This is a genomic window from Desulfobacter sp. (genome assembly GCF_050177295.1).
The window spans coordinates 1-3,741 of the sequence record NZ_JBFXHE010000432.1 but is presented as its reverse complement, the minus strand read 5'-3'; the positions used below and the strand labels follow the sequence as shown (position 1 = coordinate 3,741).

4 protein-coding genes are annotated in these 3,741 nt (G+C 54.2%); all 4 read right to left on the bottom strand.

The window, feature by feature from the left end; all coding sequences use genetic code 11:
• A partial coding sequence (locus AB7U36_RS20500) for a TRAP transporter large permease (RefSeq protein ID WP_428161483.1) occupies positions 1–1,181 on the bottom strand: 1,181 nt, incomplete at its 3' end.
• Positions 1,178–1,663, bottom strand: a complete 486-nt coding sequence (locus AB7U36_RS20495) for a TRAP transporter small permease (RefSeq protein ID WP_428161482.1) — start codon at positions 1,661–1,663, stop codon at positions 1,178–1,180. The genes AB7U36_RS20495 and AB7U36_RS20500, both read right to left, overlap by 4 nt.
• Positions 1,664–1,673: 10 nt before the next feature.
• Complete coding sequence (locus AB7U36_RS20490; protein ID WP_428161481.1) at positions 1,674–2,693, bottom strand: TRAP transporter substrate-binding protein; 1,020 nt, start codon at positions 2,691–2,693, stop codon at positions 1,674–1,676.
• Positions 2,694–2,728: 35 nt separating this feature from the next.
• Positions 2,729–3,741: phenylacetate--CoA ligase family protein (locus AB7U36_RS20485; RefSeq protein WP_428161480.1), on the bottom strand; the 1,013-nt coding region annotated here is incomplete at its 5' end.

The window sequence follows — 3,741 nt, the reverse complement described above, 5'->3', positions numbered from 1 at the left end:
TTGGCCATACCGGCCACGACATAGGTGGTGGCACCCACGGGCGGGGTGACTGCGCCAAGGGTTGTGACCACGGTGATGAGAACCGCAAACCAGATAGGGTCGCAACCCATCTGGGCGGCCACGGGAAAAAAGATGGGAATGGTGATGAGCAAAAGGGCCAGGGCATCCATGATGGCGCCGCCAATGGCGTACATGCCGAATATTACGGCCAGGATTACGGGGCCGGGGACGTTCAGGTCCGCCACCCACGAAGCCATGTTAAACGGAATACGGGTGATCGTTAAAAATTTGCCCAGGATCATGGCGCCTGCGATAAGCATGATAACCATGCAGGAGACCCGCAGGGTATCCATGGTGGCCTTTTTGAAATTTTCCCAGGAGAGCTTCCGCTGGACCAGGCTGATGACCACGGCGAAAAAGGCCCCTGCCCCGCCTGCCTCGGATGGGGTGAAGTACCCCGCATACAGCCCGGTCATGATTAGAAAAAACAGAATCAGCATCTCAATGGCACCGGACAGCGATTTAATGCGTTCGCTGAAATTGGCCCGGGGGCCGGCCGGCCCCCATTCGGGGTTCAGGCGGCAGACCACATAAACCGTGAGCAGCATCAGCAGGCACAAAAGAAGGCCGGCCCCAATGCCGCCGTAAAAAAGCCGTGCAATGGACTGTTCCGTGGAAAGGCCGATGATAATCAGCACCACGGACGGCGGGATCACAACCCCCAGGGTAGAGCCGCAGGCAATGGATCCGCAGGAGAGCATGGGCTTATACCTGAAATTGGACATCTGGGGAAATGCCACCGTGGTCATGGTGGCTGCCGTGGCGGTGTTGGACCCGCAGATGGCGGCAAATGCAGCGCAGGCCATGATGGTGGCCATGGCAATGCCGCCCCGGATATGGCCTACCCATTTATATGCGGCCTTGTAAAGGCGTTCATTCACCCCTGAATAAAAGGCAATCTGCCCCATGAATACAAACAAAGGGATCACAGTAAGTCCGTAATTGGAAAACACCGACCAGATCTCCTGGCTGACCATGTTTACCCCGGCATTAAGATTCAGGATATAGGAAAAGCCGCCAAAGCCCACCAGGGCCATGGCAAAGCTCACAGGCATGCCGAACACAAACAGCAGCAGCAGCAGAATGGCAATCCCGAGGATGCCCACCAGGGTCAGGCTCATTTGGGATCCTTTAGAAAAAATAATTTGAGCAGATCAATAAAGAGCATGGCCGCCAGCAGAAAGCAGCCGAATGCAACGACAAAGGCAAAGGGGTAATAAGCCATTCTAAGGGTTTCCGATACCTCGCCTGTTTCAATAAGGGTCATGCCCCTAAGGCCCACAAACCAGGCCGCCACAAGGAAAAAGGCTGAACACATTGCCGTATTCACGGCAAATACAGCCTTTTTGACAGCCCGGGGAAACCGGCTGATCAAAATGTCCACATGGATGTGCTCTCTTTTGTTCTGGGTAAAGCCCATGGCAAGGGCCGTGATTACGGCCCCTGCAAATCCCATGATTTCATAGGTGCCCCGGATGGGCACCCAGACCCTGCGCAGCACAATATTTCCCATGGTCAAAAGGATCATGAACGCAAGGATGATACCGGCGATGATACCGGCCCACCGGTTAAGGATCTCGCTTATTTTTTCAATGGGTTCCATAGGGTTCTGACTATTTTGCGGTGCGTTTTACAACAAGTGTTTTAATATCTTTTACAATCTGCTCTCCGGGCAGGCCTTTTTCTTCGGCTGTTTTGATCCAGTTCTCCGTAATGGGGGCCAGTTTCGCATTCCATTCAGCCTTTTTTTCAGGTGACAGCCTAATCACTTCAACCTGGTGTTCTTTCTTTGACCAGGCAATGGAATCACTGACATGCTGGTCCATGTATTCGCCGGTCCAGGCAGCCTGTTCCTCTATCATGCTGTCCATGACCTGTTTTACATGGCCGGGCAGATTGTCCCAGACGCTTTTGTTCATGATTACGGCAAAGGGATAAATCACGGTGTCCGTGATGGTGATGTACTTGCAGATTTCAGCAAATTTGAGATCCTTCATTACCTCCAAAGAGGAGAAAAGACCCTTGACCACACCTTTCTGCAGGGCTTCGGGGGTGTCGGACATGGGCATGCCCACCTGGTTGGCACCCCAGGCTTTAAGAATCTGGGCAGCGCCGCCGGATGCACGCAGATCCAGTCCCTTGAGGTCGGAAAGCTCGGCCACCGGCGCCTTGGACATGATGTTGGCAGGGGCGGTGACAAACATGGTTAAAACCTTGACCTTGTCAAAGGCCTTGGGCTGATATTTGTTGTACAGGTCCAAAAGCACAAGGCTGCCGGTTTTGGCATCGGGAATGTCCAGGGGCAGACTTGTGGCATTGGTCACGGTGAAACGGCCGGGCTGGTAGGCCATGCAGATGCAGCCGATGTCAGCCTGGCCGTTGATGACTCCGTCCATCATGTCTTTGGCGTCCAGAAGCGTGCCGCCGGGAAAGGTATTGATGGCAACGGCGCCGTCCGTGCGTTTTTCAATTTGTTCTTTCCATCTTTCCATCTGTACGCAGGGAAAGGTCGGGGCCGGGGGAAAATTGGCATAGTTCAGGCTGAGTTTTTTGGCCTGGACCGTTCCAGGGGTTGTTCCGGAAACAAGGGCAACTGCTGCCAGAACACAGAAAAATAATGATATTTTTTTCATTTTAACTCCTTTGTCTTTCCCCGCAGGGAGTAAATTTATTCAGATGGGCGGTTGTCAAACACCCGCCTGCTCTTTTTTTCTGTCCGGGGCAGGTGGCCGTAATCCACTATTTCAACCCGGGACCTGACCAGCAGTTTTTTACGGATCTGGCCGGACACCTGGTCAGCCAGGCCGTTGTTTTCTCCTCTACCGGCATCATTGGTGCGCTCCACCCGGATGGTCATATAGTCCCTGCCGTCGGCATCCTGGTTCAGGTGGATCTGGTACTCGCTGCCCACCCCGTCAATGCCGCCCAGGATATGATCAATCTGGCTGGGATAGATGTTTACGGCCCTGAAAATGAACATGTCGTCAGTACGGCCAGAAATCCGGGCATGCCGGGGAAAGGGGTTGCCGCAGGCGCAGGCCCCGGGGATCAGCCGGGTCACATCATGGGTGCGGTAACGGATTAAAGGCGTACCCTGTTTTTTCAGGGTGGTGACCACAAGCTCTCCTTCTTCTCCGGCAGGCAGCGGTTTCAGGGTGACCGGGTCAATCACTTCAAATATAAAATAGTCGGCCCAGTAATGGAGCCCTGCGTGTTCTGTGCAGTCAAGGCCGGTACCGGGGCCGTAAAGCTCGGTCATGCCGTAGATGTCATGGATATGTTTAGCCCCGGTGATCTCCTGGATGCGTTTGCGCATGGACGCGCTGTGGCGTTCGGCGCCCAGGATAATGGTTTTCAGTTCGATTTTGTCAGTCAGTTTGCGCTTTTCAATCTCTTCGGACAGAAGAAGTGCCATGGAGGCAGTGGCGCAGAAAACCGTGGCCTCAAGATCCAAAAGCATGTCAATGTGCATGTCCACGTTGGCAGGCCCCATGGGCACGGCCATGGCGCCTAAGCGTTCGCACCCGTTTTGAAAGCCGACACCTGCAGTCCAGAGCCCGTAGCCCACGGCAATCTGAACCCGGTCCGTGTTGGTGATACCGGCCAGTTCATAGCACCGGGCAAAGATGTTGGCCCAGTTGTCCACATCCTCTTTTGTGTAGCACAGAATCTTTCTTTTGC